Annotated in this window: 1 pseudogene; it reads right to left on the bottom strand. The window is 63.3% G+C overall.

Annotated elements, in window-relative coordinates:
• Positions 1–1,071: pseudogene (locus RCJ92_RS15955) on the bottom strand (pyruvate dehydrogenase (acetyl-transferring), homodimeric type); the annotation flags it as partial.

The raw sequence follows: 1,071 nt of genomic DNA, 5'->3' as shown, positions 1-1,071 counted from the left end.
TGCCCGATCTCGTACCCGTAGGCCGGGTCGTAGGCCACCACCGCCGGGTTGGTCAACGCCAGCAGCGGGGAATGCCCATCAGCGTGCTGCAGCCCCTCACCGGTCAGGGTGGTGCGTCCAGCGGTCGCACCGATCACGAACCCGCGGGTCATCTGATCCGCTGCCGCCCAGAACGCGTCCCCGGTGCGCTGGAACCCGAACATCGAGTAAAACACGTAGATCGGGATCAACGCTTGACCGTGGGTGGCATACGAGGTCCCGGCCGCGGTGAACGAGGCCACCGCCCCGGCCTCGTTGATCCCGGGATGGATCAACTGCCCCGAGGCCGATTCCTTGTACGCCAGCACCAGGTCACGGTCCACCGACAGGTAGTTCTGCCCGGCCGGGTTGTAGATCTTCTTGGTGGGGAAGAACGAGTCCATCCCGAACGTGCGCGACTCATCCGGCACGATCGGCACGATCCGGTGCCCGAAGTCCTTATCCCGCATCAAGTCCTTGAGCAAACGCACGAACGCCATCGTGGTCGCGGCCATCTGCTTGCCCGACCCGCGCTTGGCGATCTCATAGGACTTCTGCCCGGGCAGGCTGATCCGGGTTTCGTTGTGCGGGCGGCGTTCGGGCAAAAACCCGCCCAGTTCGGCCCGCCGGTCCATCAGGTACTGGTGCTCCTCGGAGTCTTGGGAGGGGCGGTAGTACGGGGGCAGGTACGGGTCGGCTTCCAGCTGCTCATCGGTGATCGGGATCCGCAAATGATCACGGAACCCCTTCAGGTCCTCCAAGGTCAGCTTCTTCATCTGGTGGGTCGCGTTACGGGCCTCGAAATGCGGGCCCAAACCATACCCCTTGACCGTCTTGGCCAGCACCACCGTGGGCTTGCCCTTGAACTCGGTCGCGGCCTTATACGCGGCATACACCTTGTGGTAGTCATGCCCGCCACGCTTCAAATTCCAGATCTCATCATCGGACAGGTGATTGACCAGTTCCTTGGTTTCCGGGCGCTGACCGAAGAAATGCTCACGCACGAACGCGCCGGACTCGGCCTTGTACGTCTGGTAATCCCCATCCGGGGTC

It is taken from the genome of Glutamicibacter sp. BSL13 (assembly GCF_052928425.1).
Note: the sequence above shows the minus strand (reverse complement) of the source record. Positions and strands in the feature narration are given on the sequence as shown.